Source organism: Arsenicicoccus sp. UBA6765, from assembly GCF_002453335.1.
Lineage (GTDB): Bacteria > Actinomycetota > Actinomycetes > Actinomycetales > Dermatophilaceae > Arsenicicoccus > Arsenicicoccus bolidensis.
In genome coordinates this window covers 67,512-84,178 of sequence record NZ_DKGR01000052.1, presented here as the reverse complement: position 1 = coordinate 84,178, position 16,667 = coordinate 67,512, and the positions used below count along the sequence as shown (strand labels likewise).

Sequence of the window (16,667 nt, the reverse complement as noted above, 5' to 3'; positions counted from 1 at the left end):
CCCCACCCCGGTGGCGGCCCGTCGCCTCGAGAGTCGGGAGTCGTATGCCGCCGCGCGCCGCCCTCGTCGTCGGTCTGGCCACGGCCGCGCTGCTCGCCGCCTGCTCGGGCACCCCGACGCCTGGCGAGTCCGAGACGGCGAGCGCCACCGCGAGCCCGGCGGCGCGTCGACCTCCGGTCCCCCACCGGGTCTTCGCCCCCTCCTCGTTCTGGTACTCCCGCCTCCCGGCCTCCACCCCCACGGACCCCCGCAGCAGCGCCATCGTCCGCGACCTGCGCGCCGCAGCCGTCGAGCACGGCCGGCCAGGACTGCCGAACGTCACGCTCAACACGCACGACTACACCCCGCCGCTGGTCACCACGACCCCGTCCGACCCCGTCCACGACGTCCGCGCCGCGCCCGGGTGCCGGTTGCATCCTCGCGTCGCCGAGTCGCTGCGCGGTCTGCGCATCCCCGACGACCTGCGCCCGGCCGGTGGCAGCGACCACGAGGCGGCGCTGCACGATCCCGCCACGGACCGCTACACCGACCTGTGGCGGTTGACCCGCGGCGCGGACGGGTCGTGGACCGCGTGCGGGGGCGGGTCGATCCAGGCCGCCTCGCGCAGCGACGGCGTCTTCCCCTTCCCCATCGGCACGACCGCCACCGGCCTGCCCTTCGCGGGCGGGATCATCCGCGCCGACGAGCTGCGCCGCGGGCGGATCGACCACGTCGTCGGAGTGGCCGTCCCGTATGCCGCCGCCGCCCCCGCCCACTCCTGGCCCGCGGTGCGGTCGGACGGGCGCAACCCGCGCGGCCAGGTGGTGCTGCGCCAGGGCCAACGGCTGCGCCTGCCCGCCGACCTCGACGTGGACTCCCTCGGGCTCACGCCGACCGCCCGCACCATCGCCCGCGCGGCCCAGGAGTACGGCCTGATCGTGTGGGACACGAGCGGTGCCGTGAGCTTCCGCGCGGAGAACGCCTCGGCGTTCTCGGGCGACCCCTACCCGGGGCTCCTGCGGGTCGGCAGCGGGTGGGAGGCGCTCAACGGGAGCGGCGACGGCCGGCACCAGCCGTTCCCGCTCGACCGCCTGGAGGTGCTGCCCGTGGACTACGGCCGTTGAGGCCGCGCCCCCGTCATACGTCCGCGTGCCGCGCCCTGAAGAACGAGTAGACCCCGAAGGACGCGAATCCCAGAGCCATGAACGCGACGACCACCCGACCGTAGGGCTGGTCGAGCAGGAAGCGCAGCGCGCCGTCCAGGCCGTTGGTCCGCGACGACGAGTTCGCCATCGCCGCCGCGACGAACAGCCCGCCGACGACCGCCAGCGCGATCCCGCGCGTCGGGTAGCCGAGCATCCCGGCGTAGACCGCGACCGGACCGGGGTCCTCCTCGAGGTCGTGCAGGAACGTGCGCCGCAGCCCCTTGACCACGTGGTAGATGCCGACGCCGATGATCCCCAGGCCGACCGCGGCGACGAGCAGACGTCCGGCCGGCGCCCCGAGCAGGCTCGTGGTGAAGCCCTGCACCTGCCGCTTGCCCGACGACCCGGTGCCGCGCGCGAACCCGAAGGCCGACCAGGCGAGGATCGCGTAGACCACGGCCTTGGCGCCGTCCTTGAGCCGGGACTGCCAGCTGTCGCCGCCGAGCCCCGGGACGATCACCTCGGTCAGCTGCCACAGCGCGAGGCCGAGGAAGCCCGCGACGCCCAGCCACAGCGCCACCCGGCCGAGGGTGTGCTGCGACAGGGCTGCCAGGGCGCCCGACTGGTCGGCGTCACCCGTGGCGTGGAGCATCGCGAGCTGCAGGCAGATCCAGGCGATCAGCAGGTGGAGCAGGCCGTTGACCGCGTAGCCGGTCCGGACGGCCGCCCTGGTGGCGGGGTGATCGCCGGCCTTCTCGGCGACGTCCTCGATCCGGTCGCCCACGTCGCCGCCGGAGGCCGACCCGCTGTGCCTGCGCTCGCTCATGAGCACATGATGCCCGTCCGGGGGTGCCGGCGTGGTCGGTTCCGGCCTGCCGTGCGGGGTTCGTGCGCGAGGGCCGATAGGTTGGCCTCGACCACCGAGGAGAGGACCGCGATGCCCCGCACGTCACGACCGCGTCATCGACGCACCGCGGGACTGGCCCTCGTCACCGTGACCGCTCTCGCCACCGCCGCGTGCAGCAGCGATCCCCTGGTGGCGGGCGTGTCCTTCGACCGTCCGGGGCTCGGCCTGCGGGTGCTGCGCGACCAGTCAGGCTTCGAGAGCGAGCTGGCCCGCGACCTGGGCGCCCGGCTCGGCTATCCCGGCAAGAAGGACGTCACGCTCAGCAACGTCCCCGAGCCACGCGCGACGCCGACCAAGGGTGCGGTCCCCTACGACCTCCTGGTCGCCGCCTATCCCACCGGGTCGACACCTCCCACGGGCGTCCACCTCGTCGGCCCCTACCTGCGCGGCGGTCAGGACATCGCCGTCCGCGCGGGTGAGCGCAATGAGGTCACCCCCCGGTCCCTCGTGGGCCGCCGGGTCTGCCTCGTGGACGGCACCCACCTGGCCCGCGCTGCGGCCTCGACCTTCCCCGGTGCCCGGCTGGCCTATCGACGCACCCTGTCGACCTGCCTCACCGAGCTGCGCCAGGGCACCGTGGACGCGGTCAGCGACGAGGGCCTGGCGCTGCGGGGCTACGCCTCAGAAGCGCCGTTCAAGGGCACGATCCGCGTGGTCGGGGCCGAGATGGGCACGATCGACTACTACCTGCGCGTCAATGACGAGGACGCCGAGCTGTGCGGACGGGTCAAGACCGCTCTCGAGGAGTCGATCAAGGACGGATCGTGGTCCAGGCTGTATGCCGACCAGCTCGTGAAGACAGGTGTCGTCGCTGACGTTCCCGCGCCACCCTCACCCGTCACGGGCTGCTCCGGGGCCTGACGGCACCTCGATGGGGCTCCCTAGCATGGCGGGGTGACCCTGGAGCTGTTCTCCCTCGTCGTCGACGACTACGACGAGGCCATCGCGTTCTTCACCGGCACGCTGGGCTTCGACCTGGTGGGAGGATCGTCCTGCCATCACCACCGACGGTCGCTCGAAGCGCTGGGTCGTCGAGCGTCCCCGCGACGGAGGGGCCGGTCTGGTGCTGGCTCGCGCCGACGGACCTGAGCAAGTCTCGGCCATCGGTCGGCAGTTCGCCGGCCGGGTCGGCCTCTTCCTGCGTGTCCGGGACCTCGACGGCGTCCTGCGTGCTGTCGGACAGGCCGGGTGCGAGCTCGTCCGGCCACCCCGCGTCGAGCCGTACGGCCGCGTCGCTGTCGTCCGGGACCCCTGGGGGAACCTCTGGGACCTGCTCGGCGACGCCACCTGAGCCAACCCCCGGCCCGCGGCAGCTGCTCCGGGCTGCGGTGCACGGTCGTGGTGCACGGTCGTGGTGCACGAAATGCATAGAAACGACGAAACCCCTTGCAGGACAAGGGGTTTCACTGCTCCCCCGATTGGACTCGAACCAATAACCTGCCGGTTAACAGCCGGCTGCTCTGCCAATTGAGCTACAGGGGACCGCACCGCGTGCGGCGCGAGAGAGACTTTAGCAGCAACTCTGCGCGCGACCGAATCCGCCTGGCACCCGTGCGTCGTCATGGCTTCACCGGGCGGGCACCCGGTCTTGGGCTCGCCGAGAGGGACAGGAGACCGGCATGGACGGGTGGGATCGGGTCGACGAGCGCGTGCTCCTCGGCGTGGGGCGCGAGGTGTTCGAGCGGGCCTCGGCCGGCCTGATGTCGTGGGGCATGCACCGGGGCGCCGGCCTGACGGTGGACTCCCCTGACGACGTCGTCCGCACGGACACCCGGGCGGTCCTGCGCCTGGGCGTCGGCAGGATGTCGCTGAGGGCCCCGGTCGTGGTCACGCGCGTATGGCGCGGCCCGACGCGCACGGGGTTCACCTATGACGCCCTGCCGGGCCACCCGGAGATGGGCACCGAGACCTTCCTGGTCGAGCTCGAGGGCAACGACGCAGGCCGTGCCGGCGGTGGCGCGGCCGGGCACGTCGAGGGGCGTCCGGCGGACGGCGAGCCGCGGGTGTGGCTCACGATCACGGCCCGGTCCCGACCCGCGACGTGGTGGTCCCGCGCCGGCGGTCCGGTCACGCGGCTCGTGCAGCGCGGCATCACCCGGCGCTACGTCGCTGCGATGCGCCGGATCGCGCGCGGCGCCTGAGCGCGACGGCCGACGCTCGGCCTCGGCCCCAGCCCTCACTCCTCCGGCGGCAGCCCTCACTCCTCCGGCGGCAGCCCCACGGCGTCGCGCAGCTCCGCGGTGGCGGCCGCCACGGCGCGCTGCACGACCGGATCGTCAGCCGGGACGCCCTGGCCGTAGAGCGTCTGCACCAGCACCTCACGGGTCGCGAGCTCCTGCCGGACGACCACCCGCACGCTCCCCCGCCCGTGGGCGACCTTGACGTCGTGATGGGTGATGACGCTGGCCTGGACCCGCTCCCGCAGGGCCGCGAGGGCGGTGGGGTCGGGCTGCGGCAGCACGAACCGCCAGGGCTCGGGCCCGTCGACCCACGTGACCGTGAGCGCCTCGTCCTCGCGGGACCAGGAGCCCCGGTCCACGAGGTGCCAGGGGCGGGCCACCGGTGTCCCGGCGTCCGGGAGCAGCACCAGCTGGTGCTGGGTGATGACGAGGCGCAGCTCGGACGAGGGCGACTCCAGCACGGCGAGCACCCGGTCCTGCCTGGTGAGGCCGAGCCGGTCGAGGTCGGTGCGCGACAGCGTCGGCTTGGGGTGCTGCGTGGCGCGCCTGGGCCAGGACACCATCAGGACATCTCCGATCGGAGGACGGCGAGCTCGCGCTGGAGCCCTTGGATGCGGATGCCGAGGGCGCGGGACTCCCCGGGCTGGGCGGGGTCCATGCGCTGCAGCGCGCTGATCGCGTCGGCGATGCGCCGGCGGAGCGTCACCTCGCGCACCCGACGGATCAGCTCGTCGGTGTAGCGCCGGCTGGGGATGCCGGTGGACGCGTCGAGCCGGGTGGGCACGGGCGCGACGGCGAGCTCGTGCAGCAGCGGCCGGACCTCCTCGTCGGCGTGCTCGGTGACGGCGGTCGTCCAGGCCTGGCCGGACACGGCGACGGCGGTCGACAGTCCCCCTGCCTCGTGCACCGCCTGCAGCACGAGCTGGTAGGCGGGTGCGACCATCGCCTCGGGCGCGAGGCCGTCGACCTCCTCGGGGTCGAACAACGAGGGGTACTGCAGCAGGCACTGCAGGAGCTGGTGCTCGGCGAAGACGACGGGGTCGCGCAGGTCCGGCCTCGGCAGGGCCGTGCTGCGGGGGTCTTGCGTCGCCTCGGGGGCCTGGGCGTGCGCGGGTGGGGAGACCGGCACCCGGGTGGCGGCCTGCCCTGCGGTGGTGACCTCGTGGGCGACCTGCTCCACCGTCACACCGAGCCAGCCCGCGACGGTCCGGATGTACTCCGGGCGCAGGCCCTGGTCGCGGATCCCGGCGATGATCGGCGCGACCGACCGGATCGCCATGACCCGGCCCTCGGCCGTCTCCAGGTCGAACCGGCCGATGGTGGTGCGGACGGCGAACTCGAACATCGGGACGGCGTCCTCGACGAGGTGCCGCACGGCGTCGTCGCCGCCGGACTGCCGCAGCTCGTTGGGGTCCTGCCCGGCGTCCGCGACCGCCACGAAGCTCTGCGACGCCCACCGCTGGTCCTCCGCGAAGGCCCGCATGGCGGCCTTCTGCCCGGCGGCGTCACCGTCGAAGGTGAAGATGACCTTGGCCGGCGACTGTCCCGCCTCGTCGCGCAGGATCCGCCGCAGCGTCTTGATGTGGTCGACGCCGAAGGACGTGCCGCAGGTCGCGACCGCCTGCTCGACCCCGGCGAGGTGGCAGGCCATCACGTCGGTGTAGCCCTCGACGATCACCGCCTGCCGGTCCCGGGCCATGGCGCGCTTGGCCAGGTCCAGGCCGTAGAGCACGGAGGTCTTCTTGTAGATCGGCGTCTCGGACGTGTTGAGGTACTTGGCCTCGATCCGGTCGTCGTCGAAGATGCGCCGCGCGCCGAAGCCGACGGTGTCGCCGGTGACGTCGCGGATCGGCCACACCACGCGACCCCGGAACCGGTCGTAGGGCCCGCGCCGCCCCTGGGCCGACAGGCCCGACGTGACGATCTCGTCGTCCGTGAAGCCCTTGGAGCGCAGGTGGTCGGTGATCAGCTCGCCACCTCGCGGCGCGTAGCCGACGCCGAACACAGCGCAGTCCTTGCCGCTGAAACCCTTGCCGCGCAGGAAGTCTCGCCCTGCGCGCGCCTCGGGCATGGCCAGCAGCGCCTCGGCGTAGAACTCCGACGCGACGCGGTGGGCCTCGACCAGGCGCTGCCGCTTGCCGGCGGGCTCGCGCTGCGGCGCATCGCCGTCCTCGTAGCGCAGCTCCACGCCGGACCTCGCCGCCAGCCGCTCGACCGCCTCGACGAAGCTGAGGTGGTCGACCTCCTGCACGAAGCGGATGACGTCGCCACCCTCGCCGCAGCCGAAGCAGTGGTAGGCCCCGACGGCCGGACGCACGGTGAACGACGGCGTCTTCTCGTCGTGGAAGGGGCACAACCCCTTGAGGCTGCCCGGCCCGGCGCTGCGGAGGGTGACGTGCTCGCGGACGACGTCCTCGATCGAGGTGCGCTCCTTGACCTGCGCGATGTCCTCGGGCTTGATCAGCGCCACCTGCACCTCCCCGTCGTCGTCGGGTCGAGTCTAGGCCGTATGCCGGAGCGCACGAGGCACCCTCACCCGCGCCAGGCCTGGTGCAGGGCGAGGGCACGGGCGTCGGTGAGGCTGGCGACCTGGTCCACCACGACCCGCAGCCGCTCCCCGTCGGTCTCGGCGGCCCGGTGGTCCGCGAGCAGCTCGCGGTCGAGCCGGGCCTCGGGGTCCGCGAGGAAGCCCTCGACCAGCCCCGCGACGACGATGCGCTCCTGCACCATGAGGTCCACGCGCTCGCGGGTCTGCATGACGTAGTGCGCCGCGATGGCCTTGAGGACGGCGACCTCGGCGCGCACGTCCTCGGGCACGACCAGGTTCGCGGCATACCGGGTGAGCGGACCGTGACCGTAGCGCTCCCGCGTCGCGCGCTCGGCAGCCCCGGCGAACCGCCCCACCAGGCGGGAGGTCAGGTCCTTGAGCCGCGCGAGGTCACGGCGTGACCCGCCGTCGAAGGTCACCGGCACCAGGTGGGGCACGACCAGGCGCCAGTAGGCCTCCTCCAGCGACCCGATCTCGACGTCGCTGGCGTAGCGGTCCCGGGCGATCGGCAGGACGTGCTCCACCGCCGCCCCGCGGTGGAGCTCGCGCACGTCGAGGCCCCCGGAGGCGATGGCGTCCTCGACGTCGTGCACGGAGTAGGCGACGTCGTCCGACCAGTCCATCGTCTGCGCCTCGATGCACCGATGGCTCGTCGGCGACCCTTCGCGCACCCAGTCGAAGGCCTCGAGGTCGTCGTCGTAGACCCCGAACTTGCGGGTCACGGTCGGTCCCTGGCCACGTCCCCAGGGGTACTTGCACGAGGCGTCCAGGCTGGCCCGAGTCAGGTTGAGCCCCGCCGAACGGTCGGTGCCGGGGTGGAACCGCTTGGCCTCTAGTCGCACCAGGAGCCTGAAGGTCTGGGCGTTTCCCTCGAATCCCCCGATGTCCTGGGCGATCTCGTCGAGCGCCTGCTCGCCGTTGTGGCCGAACGGCGGATGGCCCAGGTCGTGGGCCAGGCATGCGGTGTCGACCACGTCGGCGTTGCACCCCAGCGCGCCGCCGAGCTCGCGCCCGATCTGGGCCACCTCGAGGGAGTGGGTCAGCCGGTTGCGGACGAAGTCGCTCGACCCCGGACGCACGACCTGCGTCTTGGCCGACAACCGCCGCAGCGACGCCGAGTGCACCAGTCGTGCCCGGTCCCGCGCGAAGTCGTCCCGGTCCCCCGACTTCTGCGCCGGGTCCTCGCCCACCCACCGATCACGGTCAGCCGCGGCATACCCCTCGTAGGCCGGATGTCCCTGCTGCGTCATCTCGATCAACCCCTCCTCACCTCTGAGCCAGCACTCTAGGGCGCCCCACCGACAGACCCCTCCACGCGGCCCGAGGCCTAGGCTTGGCGCCATGACCACGACGCCGTTGTCCCGTCTGCCCCTGATCTCGGTCCACGAGCTCGGCGAGGCGTTGTGTGCCCCCGTCGAGCATCGGCCCGTCGTCCTGGACGTCCGCTATGCCATGGGTGGATCCGACGGGCGCGAGCAGCACGCCGCCGGCCACGTGCCGGGGGCGGCCTACGTGGACCTGGACACCGTCCTGGCCGACATCCGCCCGGACGGCGCCGGTGGCCGGCACCCGCTCCCCCGGCCCGAGCAGCTGCAGGCCGGGCTGCGTGCCGCCGGTGTGCGCAGGGACCGCCCGGTCGTGGTCTACGACGACTGGCGCTCGATCGCCGCGTCCCGGGCCTGGTGGCTCCTGCGGCACGCCGGCCACGCCGAGGTCAGCGTCCTCGACGGAGGCTGGGGCGCGTGGCAGGCCGCGGACCTGCCCGTGGAGACCGGCGAGGTCACGCCCGAGCCAGGCGACGTCGAGGTGGGGCCCGGTGCCCTGACCGTGCTGGACGCGGACCAGGCGCTGCGCTACGCCGAGAGCGGCACGCTGCTCGACGCCCGCCCGGCCAACCGGTTCAAGGGCCAGGACGAGACCGTCGACCCCGTCGCGGGGCACATCCCCGGTGCTGTCTCCCTGCCCGCGCTCGAGCTGGTCGATGACGAGGGGCGCTTCCTGCCGCGCGACGAGCTGCTCGCCAGGTTCCACCGGCGTGACGTGCACGACGGCAGCACCGTCGGCGTCTACTGCGGGTCCGGGGTGCAGGCCTGCCACGTCGCCCTGGCCGCGGCGGCGGTCGGCATCAGCGACGACCTGGCCGTCTATGCGGGGTCGTGGAGCGACTACATCGCCGACCCGAGCCGGCCGGTCGAGACCGGCGCCTGAGCGGTCCAGGCCGTATGCCGCAGCCCCCGCCCCCGGTGCTCAGCCGCCGCTGACGCTCAGCTCGGCCTCGGCGATGAGCCGCTGCTGGCGCTCGTCGATCTGCGGCGAGTCCAGCCACCCGTCGGGCAGGGCCACGGCCTTGGGCGACCCCGCCCGGCCACGTGGTCCCTCGGCGGCCTCGTCCGGCCAGGGCACCGACGGGTCCAGCGTCGAGATCAGCTCGTCCAGCGCGGCCAGGGAGTCCACCAGGGCCAGGCGGTTGCGGACCTCGTGGCCGGCGGGAAATCCCTTGAGGTACCACGCGATGTGCTTGCGGATGTCGCGGCAGGCCTTGCCCTCGTCCTCGTAGAAGTCGGCGAGGTAGGCCGCGTGCCGGCGCATGGTGTCCCCCACCTCGCCGAGGTTCGGCCGCGCGCGATAGGTCACGCCGGCGAAGGCTGCCGCGAGGTCCGCGAACAGCCACGGCCGCCCCAGGCAGCCGCGCCCCACCACGACCCCGTCGCACCCCGTCTCGCGCACCATCCGCACCGCGTCCTCGGCGGACCAGATGTCGCCGTTGCCGAGCACGGGGATCGTCGTCACGGCCTCCTTGAGCCGGGCGATCGTGGACCAGTCCGCCTGCCCCGAGTAGTGCTGGTTGGCGGTGCGGCCGTGCAGCGCGACGGCGGAGGCACCCTCCTGCTCGGCGATCCGGCCGGCCTCCAGATAGGTGACGTGGTCGGCGTCGATCCCCACCCGCATCTTGACCGTCACGGGGATGTCGTACGGTGCGGCCTCGCGCACGGCGGCCCGGACGATGGCGCGGAACCACTCCGTCTTCCACGGCAGCGCCGAGCCGCCGCCCTTGCGCGTGACCTTGGGCACGGGGCAGCCGAAGTTCATGTCGATGTGGTCGGCGCGGTCCTCGGTCGCGATGATGCGGGCGGCCTGGCCGACGGTGACCGGGTCGACGCCATACAGCTGGATCCCCCGGGGAGACTCGTCCTCGTCCATCTCGATGAGCTTCATCGTCAGGGGGACGCGCTCGACCAGGGCGCGCGTGGTGATCATCTCGGACACGAAGAGCTGCTTGGCGTCGGGCGTGCCCCCCGCCGCGAGCCCGGCGGCCCCGTGCTCGCGGCACAGGCGGCGGAAGGCACGGTTGGTGATGCCCGCCATGGGGGCGAGCACGACGGGCGACTCATAGGTGTGGCGGCCGATGACGAGGGGCGGGAGGACAGCAGTCATATCCCGTCGATTGTCTCAGGCCGCGCCGGGTGCCGTTGTCGGGTGCCAACACGGGACGGTATGCCGAGCGCCCGCCGCATCACCCCCACCAGCCCCGCCGCCCCATCGTTGAGAGGCGACAGATGGGGGTCAACCGACCTCCATAACCCCCATCTGTCGCCTCTCAACGAGCAGACGACTCACGCCCGTCGGCCCACGCGCCTCGGGCGGCGACCTCCTGTCTGGACAGCCGGGCAGTGGCCCGGAGAGGGCTACAGCGTCGGTATGCCGAGGGCCCGCCGCACGGCGCCCGCCGTCCACGCGCCCAGCAGCGACCCCACGACGACGTCCGAGGGGTGGTGCATCCCGCGATAGACGCGAGACGCGGCGACGCTCACCGGGACACCCCACCGGATGGCCTGCGCGAGACAGCGCGAGCCGGGCACGTCCTGGCGTGCGATGGCGTGCGCGACGGTGAGGCTCATCGCGGTCGTGGCGCCGGTGTGCCCCGAGGGGAAGCTCGAGGTGTGGGCGGGCTTGTCGAGCCAGGGCACGTCGGGACGCTCGCGCCCGACCACCCGAGCGGCGCTCATGAAGCACACCGTCTCGATCGTGATGGCGGCGAGCGGCGCGACGGTCTCGCGCACGCTGCGGGTCTCGCGCCACAGCCACCCGCCGTACACCAGCGACATGACGATGGTGGCGGGCGTGTCGGCATACGTGGACGGCACCCAGGTGAGGGCGTTGCCGAGGGGAGTGCGGTGACGCACGCACCAGCGGTTGAGCTCGTCCTCGGCCGGCCAGCCCTGCAGCGGCCCCTCGATGACGCGCCCGAGGGCGGCGATGCCGACGCTGATCGCCGCCCCCGGCAGCACGACGTGACGCAACCAGGGGGCGAGGGGGTGAGCCATGGGCCGAACCCTAGCCCGTGTGCCCCGCCAGCAGCTGCTCGAAGGGGGTCACCGGCGCGAGCCCGACGCCGGAGGAGCGGGCGGCACGGTCCGACCGGTCCCGGTCGGCCGAGCCCTCGGCGAACCCCGCCACGGCCCCGGTCTCGGCCACGACCAGCGCGGCCAGCTCGGACGCCGCGCGGCGCACCCGGGAGGCCAGCCCCGACCCGGCCTCGGCGCCGCCGAAGTCCTCGGTCGCGGCGAAGACCCCGGTGGGCACGACGACGGCGCGCAGGTAGGTCAGCAGCGGCCGCATCGCGAAGTCCAGGACCAGCGAGTGGCGGGCGGTGCCGGCGGTGGCCGCGACGATCACGGGCATCCCGGTCAGCGAGTCCGGCGACAGGGCGTCGACGAACAGCTTGAACAGGCCGGCATAGCTCCCGTTGAACACCGGGGTCACGAGCACGAGGCCGTCGGCCGACGAGACGAGCTCGCGCGCCTCGTCCATCCGCGGCGTGGCCAGGCCCGAGGTCATCAGCTGCGCCAGGTCGGTCGCGAGCTCGCGCACCTCGATCACCTCGACGGAGGCGGCCTCCCCGCGCGCCGTCACCTGGGCGGTGACGGCGGCGGTGAGCTGGTCGGTGAGCAGGCGGGTGGACGAGGGCTGCGAGAGCCCGGCGGTGACGGCGACGATGCGGCGCGTCATACGGTCTCCTCCGTGGTGGCCGCCGACGCGAGGGAGGCGGTCGGCGTGACGAGGTGGTGCGGCGACTCGGGGCCGGCGGCCACGAGCGAGGCGTGGGTGGGCGGGTCGCTCGGCACGTGGGCCGGACGACGACGCTCGAACTCGGTGCGCAGGGTCGGGACGACCTCGCGGCCGAGGATCTCGATCTGCTCGAGCACCACGTCGAGGGGCAGGCCGGCGTGGTCCATCAGGAACAGCTGGCGCTGGTAGTCACCGGCGTAGTCCGCCGAGGCGAGGGTCCGCTCGATGACCATCTCGGGCGTGCCGACGGTCAGCGGGGTCGCGGTGGTGGACTCCTCCAGCGACGGGCCGTGGCCGTAGACGGGGGCGACGTCGAAGTAGGGCCGGAAGCGACGCTTGGCCTCCGCCTCGGTCTCGGCCATGAAGGCCTGACCGCCGAGCCCGACGATCGCCTGGTCCGCGGACCCGTGGCCGTAGTGCTCGAACCGCTGGCGGTAGAGCGAGACCATCTGCCGGGTGTGCTCCGGGCCCCAGAAGATGTGGTTGTGGAAGAAGCCGTCGCCGTAGTAGGCCGCCTGCTCGGCGATCTCGGCGCTGCGGATCGAGCCGTGCCACACGAACGGCGGGGTGCCGTCCAGGGGCGCGGGGGTCGAGGTGTAGCCGTGCAGCGGGGTGCGGAACCGACCCTCCCAGTCGACGACGGACTCGCGCCACAGCCGCCGCAGGAGGTGGTAGTTCTCGACCGCGAGCGGGATGCCCTGGCGGATGTCCTTGCCGAACCACGGGTAGACGGGGCCGGTGTTGCCGCGGCCCATCATCAGGTCGACGCGACCGCCCGACAGGTGCTGCAGCATCGCGTAGTCCTCCGCGATCTTGACCGGGTCGTTGGTCGTGATCAGGGTAGTCGCGGTGCTCAGCAGCAGACGTTCGGTCTTGGCGGCGAGGTAGCCCAGGTGGGTGGTCGGGGAGGACGGCACGAACGGCGGGTTGTGGTGCTCGCCGGTCGCGAAGACGTCCAGGCCGACCTCCTCGGCCTTGAGGGCGATCTGCGTCATGGCCGTGATGCGCTCGTGCTCGGTCGGGGTGCGACCGGTGGTCGGGTCCGTGGTGACGTCGCCGACCGAGAAGATGCCGAACTGCATGGGGTCCTCCTCCACGCTGTTGGTTGAATGTTCAACCACTCTAACAGGCGACCCCGGGGATCCATTCCCGTATGACGAGAAGGCCCGCCCGACGTGGTCGTCGGGCGGGCCTGTTGCGCGGTGGTGGCGGCGGTGCCGTCAGCCGGCGGCGTCGAACGACTGATGCTCGTCGCGACGGGGGCGGGAACGCTCGACCTCGGCTGCCGACTCCATGCGGTCGATGAGCGCCTGGGTGGCGACGGCCACCTGCAGGACGGTCTCCTCGAAGACCTCGCGATGCTCCGGCCGCGGGCGGGCGGAGCCGGTGACGACGCGGACGTACTGCAGGGCAGCGGCGCGCGCCTCGGCCGACGTGGAGCTCATCTCCGCGTCGTGCAGTGCTCGTAGCTGTCGGGCCATGGATCAACGATGGCACAGCTGCCCGGGTCAGGTGGTGAATACGGACGAATTAGCCGATATGGCCAGTTTCAACGACATCGGACGAGGGCCTCAGCAGCCGACGAGGCGCTCGGCCAGGTAGCCCTCGAGCGCGTCCAGACCCACGCGCTCCTGCCGCATCGTGTCGCGGTCCCGGACCGTCACGGACCGGTCGCCGATCGTGTGGAAGTCCACGGTGACGCAGTAGGGGGTGCCGATCTCGTCCTGGCGGCGGTAGCGCCGCCCGATGGCCTGCGCGTCGTCGGTCTCGACCATCCAGTGGCGCCGGAGCCGGTCGGCGAGGTCCGCGGCGAGCGGCGAGAGGTCCGCGTGGCGCGACAGCGGCAGGACGGCGACCTTGACCGGCGCCAGCAGGGGGTGCAGCCGCAGGACGACCCGCTGCTCGACCCCGCCCTTGGTGGTCGGTGCCTCGTCCTCGGCGTAGGCGTCGACGAGGAAGGCCATGAACGCGCGGGTCAGGCCGGCGACCGGCTCGACCACGTGCGGGATGTAGCGCTCACCGGTCCGCTGGTCGTAGTAGCGCAGGTCCGCGCCCGACGCGTGCGAGTGCCGGGCGAGGTCGTCGTCGGACCGGTCCGCGATCCGCTCGAGCTCGCCCCACTCGGCCTCGGGGTCGCCGTAGTGGTACTCCAGGGTCGTGCCCCGCGTGGCGAAGTGGGCGAGGTCGTCCGCGGGCCGCTCGGTCCGGCGCAGGCGGGCCGGGTCCACCCCGAGGCGGACGTACCACTCGCGCCGCTGCTCCACCCAGTAGTCGTGCCACCCGGCCGCCGCGCCCGGCTCCACGAAGTAGGCCAGCTCCAGCCGCTCGAACTCGTGCGTGCGGAACGGGAACGCCCCGGGCGACAGCTCGTTGCGGAAGGCCTTGCCCGCCTGGGCGATCCCGAACGGCAGCCGACGCCGGGAGGTGGTCACGACGTTGGCGAAGTTGAGGAAGGCGCCCTGCGCCAGCTCCGGCCGCAGGTAGTGCGCCTCTCCCCCGGCCGCACCGGCCCCGAGCCGGGTCGACACCAGCCGCGTCACCGGGGACGCCTCGACCCACGAGCCCATGGCGCCGCAGGCGCGGCACGGGATCGCGTCCAGGCGCAGCCCCTCCTCGCCGGCCGCCTGGCGCAGCTCCGGCACCGCCGCCACGTCGTGGCAGCGCTCGCACTCCAGCACCGGTGCCGTGTAGGCGTCCACGTGCCCGGAGGCGCGCCATACGGCCGCGGGCAGCACGACCGAGGAGTCCAGCCCCACGACGTCCTCGCGCAGCTGCACCATCGCCCGCCACCACTGACGCTGGATCGCCTCCTTGAGGGCGACCCCGAGGGGGCCGTAGTCCCAGGCGCCGGTCCCGCCGTAGATCTCGCCGGAGGGGTAGGCGAAGCCCCGGCGCTTGCACAGCGACAGGACGTCGTCGATGGTCGAGCGATGCTGGGGCATGGACCGAAATCTAGTCGGTAGGGTGGTGCGGTGCCTGAGACCACCCCCCTGCGCCAGTCCGTCGAACGCGCCAGCACCCCCGCCGCCGCCGCCCTGTCGCGGCTCCCCGGCTGGGCCACCACCGTGGTCTGGGTCGCGCTGCTGGTGATCGCCGCGATCGTCGGCGGACCGGTCGGCTGGGTGCTGCTCGGCCTCGCCGTGGCCTTCGTCGCCTGGCTCCTCTACCTCGCGTGGCCCTACGCCTCGACCAACGCCAAGCTGATCCGCATCGCGGCCGCCCTGCTCGGGGCGGCCCTGGTCCTCGTCCGCCTGCTCCCCCGCTGACCCGCCGGGGGCCGGGGCATCGACCGGCCTTCGTCCCCCAGGCTGATGCCTTTACCGGCGGCGGGTCCTGACCGGCTCCTAGACGGGCGCCATCGACTGCGGCATCTGCACCGCCACGACCCGCCCGCGAGCCACGACCGTCTCCCCCGCCGACACGGTCTCCTCGACGACGACCTTGCGCCCCTTGACCTGCTCGATCACGCCCCGCACCTCCAGCTCGACCCCCATCGGCGTCGGCGCGAGGTAGTCCACCTGCAGGCTCGCCGTGACGTAGCGCAGCAGCGGCTCCGTCGCCGGGTCCAGCCCCGCCGCCCGCGACCCCGCGGCCGCCGCCGAGCCCGTCCCGTGGCAGTCGATCAGCGACGCCACCAGCCCGCCGTAGACATAGCCCGGGATCGCCGTGTGCTCCGGCCGCGGCATGTAGCGCGCCACCGTCTCCTCGCCGTCCCAGTAGCTGCGCAGCCGGATCCCCGTCTCGTTGAGCCGCCCGCAGCCGTAGCAGTGCGCCACGTCCTCGGGATAGCCGTCCTGGAACGCCCTGCCGTCGCTCATCGCCCTGCCCCTCTCGTGTCGGTCACCCCGAGACTAGGGACGTCGGCCGTATGCCGCCCGCGCGCCCCCACGGTGGGTCGCCGAGCGGTGGCGCGGGGGCGTCATACGGTCGCCGCCAGCGTCAGGCCGCGGCCTGACGTCCGAGGTCCGAGGTCCGCGGCCTGAGGTCCGAAGGCCTGAGGTCCGAAGGCCTGAGGTCCGAGGTCCGAGGCCTGTGGTGCAGCGGGGTCAGGCCAGGTTCCGACGGTCCGTCAGGACGAGCGGCCCGTCCTCGGTGACGGCGATCGTGTGCTCGACGTGCGCGGTGCGGGAGCCGTCGGCGCTGCGCAGCGTCCACCCGTCGCGGTCCTTGGCGAGCTCGTCCGTGGTGGCCATGAGCCAGGGCTCGATCGCGATGACGAGGCCGGGACGCAGCCCGAGACCGCGTCCAGCACGCCCGTCGTTGGGGATGTGCGGCTCGCCGTGCATGGTGCGACCGACGCCGTGACCGCCGAACTGCGTGTTGACCCCGTAGCCCGCCTCCGCCGCCACCTCCCCGATGGCCGCGCTGACGTCGCCGAGCCGCTGGCCCACGCGCGCCGTGTCGATGGCCGCGGTCAGCGCCCGCTCGCAGGTGTCGATGAGCTCCAGGTCGGCCGGCGCGGCCTCGCCCACGATGAAGCTGATGGCGCTGTCGGCCACCCACCCGTCCACCGACGCGGCGAAGTCCAGGGTCACGAGGTCCCCGTCACGCAACCGATAGCGGTGCGGAAGTCCGTGCAGCACAGCGTCGTTGACGCTCGTGCAGATCACGTGCCCGAACGGCGAGTCGCCGAAGCTCGGGTGGTAGTCGAGGTAGCAGCTCGTCGCCCCGCGCTCCCGGATGAGCTCGTGCGCCCGCGCGTCGACGTCCAGCAGGTCCGTCCCCACGCCGACCTCGCGGCGCAGCGTCGCGAGCACCCGGGCGACGAACTCCCCCGCCGGGCGCATCGCCTGGACCTCGGCCGGCGTCTTGTACTCGATCACCCGCCAACCTTCTCA

General features: G+C 73.2%; 19 protein-coding genes and 1 tRNA gene. 7 read left to right on the top strand and 13 right to left on the bottom strand.

Annotated features, from left to right (window positions below; genetic code table 11):
* The first annotated feature begins 44 nt into the window (after positions 1 to 44).
* Complete coding sequence (locus B4K29_RS13890) at positions 45 to 1,103, top strand: hypothetical protein (RefSeq protein ID WP_286961588.1); 1,059 nt, start codon at positions 45 to 47, stop codon at positions 1,101 to 1,103.
* Positions 1,104 to 1,116: 13 nt separating this feature from the next.
* On the opposite strand, the gene B4K29_RS13885 is transcribed toward B4K29_RS13890, so the two are convergent.
* Positions 1,117 to 1,950, bottom strand: a complete 834-nt coding sequence (locus tag B4K29_RS13885) for a DUF1206 domain-containing protein (RefSeq protein ID WP_286967762.1) — start codon at positions 1,948 to 1,950, stop codon at positions 1,117 to 1,119.
* A 111-nt stretch (positions 1,951 to 2,061) separates the two neighbouring features.
* Between B4K29_RS13885 and B4K29_RS13880 the strand changes: the two genes are divergently transcribed.
* The 3 genes from B4K29_RS13880 to B4K29_RS13870 are packed head-to-tail and all read left to right on the top strand — an operon-like array spanning position 2,062 to position 3,322.
* Entirely contained in the window at positions 2,062 to 2,892 is an 831-nt protein-coding gene (locus B4K29_RS13880; RefSeq protein WP_286967760.1) for a transporter substrate-binding domain-containing protein, read from the top strand.
* Positions 2,893 to 2,925: 33 nt separating this feature from the next.
* Positions 2,926 to 3,120 carry a VOC family protein gene (locus B4K29_RS13875; RefSeq protein ID WP_286967758.1) on the top strand — a complete coding sequence of 65 codons (195 nt, stop codon included), beginning with the start codon at positions 2,926 to 2,928 and terminating at the stop codon, positions 3,118 to 3,120.
* Entirely contained in the window at positions 3,095 to 3,322 is a 228-nt protein-coding gene (locus B4K29_RS13870; protein WP_349680252.1) for a VOC family protein, read from the top strand. Before B4K29_RS13875 ends, B4K29_RS13870 begins: the two co-directional genes overlap by 26 nt.
* 118 nt (positions 3,323 to 3,440) lie before the next feature.
* Here B4K29_RS13870 and B4K29_RS13865 read toward each other — a convergent pair.
* Positions 3,441 to 3,513 (bottom strand) — tRNA-Asn (locus tag B4K29_RS13865).
* Positions 3,514 to 3,650: 137 nt separating this feature from the next.
* Here B4K29_RS13865 and B4K29_RS13860 point away from each other — a divergent pair.
* Positions 3,651 to 4,172 (top strand): DUF1990 family protein, encoded by a 522-nt coding sequence (locus B4K29_RS13860; protein WP_286967756.1) that lies wholly within the window; start codon positions 3,651 to 3,653, stop codon positions 4,170 to 4,172.
* Between the two features lie 56 nt (positions 4,173 to 4,228).
* On the opposite strand, the gene B4K29_RS13855 is transcribed toward B4K29_RS13860, so the two are convergent.
* The 3 genes from B4K29_RS13855 to B4K29_RS13845 form a co-directional block, all read right to left on the bottom strand.
* Complete coding sequence (locus tag B4K29_RS13855) at positions 4,229 to 4,774, bottom strand: hypothetical protein (protein WP_286967754.1); 546 nt, start codon at positions 4,772 to 4,774, stop codon at positions 4,229 to 4,231.
* Positions 4,774 to 6,681: a DNA primase gene (gene dnaG, locus B4K29_RS13850; RefSeq protein ID WP_239263668.1), complete on the bottom strand. Its 1,908-nt coding sequence runs from the start codon at positions 6,679 to 6,681 to the stop codon at positions 4,774 to 4,776. Before dnaG ends, B4K29_RS13855 begins: the two co-directional genes overlap by 1 nt.
* Before the next feature lie 62 nt (positions 6,682 to 6,743).
* Entirely contained in the window at positions 6,744 to 8,009 is a 1,266-nt protein-coding gene (locus B4K29_RS13845; RefSeq protein ID WP_034253668.1) for a deoxyguanosinetriphosphate triphosphohydrolase, read from the bottom strand.
* A gap of 91 nt (positions 8,010 to 8,100) precedes the next feature.
* Here B4K29_RS13845 and B4K29_RS13840 point away from each other — a divergent pair, with 91 nt between their 5' ends.
* Complete coding sequence (locus B4K29_RS13840; RefSeq protein WP_286967750.1) at positions 8,101 to 8,967, top strand: sulfurtransferase; 867 nt, start codon at positions 8,101 to 8,103, stop codon at positions 8,965 to 8,967.
* Positions 8,968 to 9,006: 39 nt separating this feature from the next.
* Here B4K29_RS13840 and dusB read toward each other — a convergent pair whose 3' ends face one another.
* From dusB to B4K29_RS13810, 6 genes are all read right to left on the bottom strand, one after another.
* Positions 9,007 to 10,194 (bottom strand): tRNA dihydrouridine synthase DusB, encoded by a 1,188-nt coding sequence (gene dusB, locus B4K29_RS13835; protein ID WP_286967748.1) that lies wholly within the window; start codon positions 10,192 to 10,194, stop codon positions 9,007 to 9,009.
* 251 nt (positions 10,195 to 10,445) lie between these two features.
* Positions 10,446 to 11,084, bottom strand: a complete 639-nt coding sequence (locus B4K29_RS13830; protein ID WP_286967747.1) for a phosphatase PAP2 family protein — start codon at positions 11,082 to 11,084, stop codon at positions 10,446 to 10,448.
* A 10-nt stretch (positions 11,085 to 11,094) separates the two neighbouring features.
* Entirely contained in the window at positions 11,095 to 11,769 is a 675-nt protein-coding gene (locus tag B4K29_RS13825; protein WP_239266119.1) for a CE1759 family FMN reductase, read from the bottom strand.
* A complete protein-coding gene (locus B4K29_RS13820) occupies positions 11,766 to 12,911 on the bottom strand; it encodes an LLM class flavin-dependent oxidoreductase (RefSeq protein WP_286967745.1) in 1,146 nt (381 codons plus the stop codon). Before B4K29_RS13820 ends, B4K29_RS13825 begins: the two co-directional genes overlap by 4 nt.
* Positions 12,912 to 13,049: 138 nt before the next feature.
* Positions 13,050 to 13,310, bottom strand: a complete 261-nt coding sequence (locus B4K29_RS13815; protein ID WP_029212420.1) for a DUF2277 family protein — start codon at positions 13,308 to 13,310, stop codon at positions 13,050 to 13,052.
* Positions 13,311 to 13,400: 90 nt separating this feature from the next.
* Positions 13,401 to 14,771: a glycine--tRNA ligase gene (locus B4K29_RS13810; RefSeq protein WP_286960450.1), complete on the bottom strand. Its 1,371-nt coding sequence runs from the start codon at positions 14,769 to 14,771 to the stop codon at positions 13,401 to 13,403.
* A gap of 30 nt (positions 14,772 to 14,801) precedes the next feature.
* On the opposite strand from B4K29_RS13810, the gene B4K29_RS13805 reads away from it, so the two are divergent.
* The gene (locus B4K29_RS13805; RefSeq protein ID WP_286960448.1) at positions 14,802 to 15,095 is read left to right on the top strand and encodes a DUF6703 family protein; all 294 of its coding nucleotides are present in this window, start codon (positions 14,802 to 14,804) and stop codon (positions 15,093 to 15,095) included.
* 78 nt (positions 15,096 to 15,173) lie between these two features.
* Here B4K29_RS13805 and B4K29_RS13800 read toward each other — a convergent pair whose 3' ends face one another.
* Both B4K29_RS13800 and map read right to left on the bottom strand, forming a co-directional pair.
* Positions 15,174 to 15,647, bottom strand: coding sequence for a PaaI family thioesterase (locus tag B4K29_RS13800; protein ID WP_286967742.1), 474 nt, complete (start codon positions 15,645 to 15,647; stop codon positions 15,174 to 15,176).
* Positions 15,648 to 15,875: 228 nt separating this feature from the next.
* Positions 15,876 to 16,652, bottom strand: coding sequence for a type I methionyl aminopeptidase (map, locus tag B4K29_RS13795; protein WP_029212414.1), 777 nt, complete (start codon positions 16,650 to 16,652; stop codon positions 15,876 to 15,878).
* Between the last annotated feature and the right edge of the window lie 15 nt (positions 16,653 to 16,667).

What these genes read in the sequence shown, in the direction of transcription:
- B4K29_RS13890 (WP_286961588.1), top strand. Translation starts at nt 45, where the DNA reads ATGCCGCCGCGCGCCGCCCTCGTCGTCGGTCTGGCCACGGCCGCGCTG.
- B4K29_RS13885 (WP_286967762.1), bottom strand. Translation starts at nt 1,950, where the DNA reads ATGAGCGAGCGCAGGCACAGCGGGTCGGCCTCCGGCGGCGACGTGGGC.
- B4K29_RS13880 (WP_286967760.1), top strand. Translation starts at nt 2,062, where the DNA reads ATGCCCCGCACGTCACGACCGCGTCATCGACGCACCGCGGGACTGGCC.
- B4K29_RS13860 (WP_286967756.1), top strand. Translation starts at nt 3,651, where the DNA reads ATGGACGGGTGGGATCGGGTCGACGAGCGCGTGCTCCTCGGCGTGGGG.
- B4K29_RS13855 (WP_286967754.1), bottom strand. Translation starts at nt 4,774, where the DNA reads ATGGTGTCCTGGCCCAGGCGCGCCACGCAGCACCCCAAGCCGACGCTG.
- B4K29_RS13845 (WP_034253668.1), bottom strand. Translation starts at nt 8,009, where the DNA reads ATGACGCAGCAGGGACATCCGGCCTACGAGGGGTATGCCGCGGCTGAC.
- B4K29_RS13840 (WP_286967750.1), top strand. Translation starts at nt 8,101, where the DNA reads ATGACCACGACGCCGTTGTCCCGTCTGCCCCTGATCTCGGTCCACGAG.
- dusB (WP_286967748.1), bottom strand. Translation starts at nt 10,194, where the DNA reads ATGACTGCTGTCCTCCCGCCCCTCGTCATCGGCCGCCACACCTATGAG.
- B4K29_RS13830 (WP_286967747.1), bottom strand. Translation starts at nt 11,084, where the DNA reads ATGGCTCACCCCCTCGCCCCCTGGTTGCGTCACGTCGTGCTGCCGGGG.
- B4K29_RS13825 (WP_239266119.1), bottom strand. Translation starts at nt 11,769, where the DNA reads ATGACGCGCCGCATCGTCGCCGTCACCGCCGGGCTCTCGCAGCCCTCG.
- B4K29_RS13820 (WP_286967745.1), bottom strand. Translation starts at nt 12,911, where the DNA reads ATGCAGTTCGGCATCTTCTCGGTCGGCGACGTCACCACGGACCCGACC.
- B4K29_RS13815 (WP_029212420.1), bottom strand. Translation starts at nt 13,310, where the DNA reads ATGGCCCGACAGCTACGAGCACTGCACGACGCGGAGATGAGCTCCACG.
- B4K29_RS13810 (WP_286960450.1), bottom strand. Translation starts at nt 14,771, where the DNA reads ATGCCCCAGCATCGCTCGACCATCGACGACGTCCTGTCGCTGTGCAAG.
- B4K29_RS13800 (WP_286967742.1), bottom strand. Translation starts at nt 15,647, where the DNA reads ATGAGCGACGGCAGGGCGTTCCAGGACGGCTATCCCGAGGACGTGGCG.